This window comes from Paraplanobispora siamensis (assembly GCF_016863175.1).
In the GTDB taxonomy this organism is placed as follows: domain Bacteria; phylum Actinomycetota; class Actinomycetes; order Streptosporangiales; family Streptosporangiaceae; genus Planobispora; species Planobispora siamensis.
This window is the reverse complement of record NZ_BOOJ01000159.1, coordinates 1-691: the sequence shown is the minus strand read 5'-3', so window position 1 is coordinate 691 and position 691 is coordinate 1. Positions and strand designations below refer to the sequence as shown.

The following is a 691-nucleotide window of genomic DNA, read 5'->3' as shown; positions in this document are numbered from 1 at the left end:
TGGCATGCGAGACCACCACACCCTTGGGCCGCCCGGTCGACCCCGACGTGAAGATCACATACGCCGGATGCTCCGGCAACACCCGCCCGGCCACCCCGGCACCCGCCGTACCCCGGCGCCGACCCTCACCGTCCCCACTGCCCGCCGTACCGGCGCCAGATGGCAACGCATCCGATTTCCCCGCAAGCGAGTGCGGCGCGGCCGATGGCGTACCCGGCGTACCGGCGCCGGGCAGGGACCCGGCAGGTGGGACCAGCGAAGGCAGTGGCGCGGCCGAGGAAGCCTCCGCAGGAGCCGACTTCGCCGTGCTCTCCGATGGTGCCGAGCTCAGGTGGCCGTCGTCGTCCAGCACCACCACCGGCAGACCCACCGGCACCCGATCGGCCAGCTCCGCGACGGTCACCACCGCCATCGGCGCGGCATCCTCCACGATGAAGCCCACCCGCTCAGCCGGATAGGCCGGATCGATCGGCACATAGACGCCCGCGGCCTTGACCACCCCCACCAGCGCCACCACCAGCGCCACCGAGCGCGGCACCAGCACCGCCACACACCGCTCCGGCCCCACCCCAAGATCGGCCAGCACCCCGGCCAGCGCCCCGGCCCGCCCATCAAGCTGCCCGTACGTCAGCTCCACCGGCCCGCACACCACCGCCACCGCCCCCGGCGAGGCCGCCACCTGCGCCTCGAA

At 73.8% G+C, this 691-nt stretch carries 1 protein-coding gene; it reads right to left on the bottom strand.

The window, feature by feature from the left end:
* Positions 1-691: AMP-binding protein (locus tag Psi01_RS43010; RefSeq protein WP_204069976.1), on the bottom strand; the 691-nt coding region annotated here is incomplete at both ends.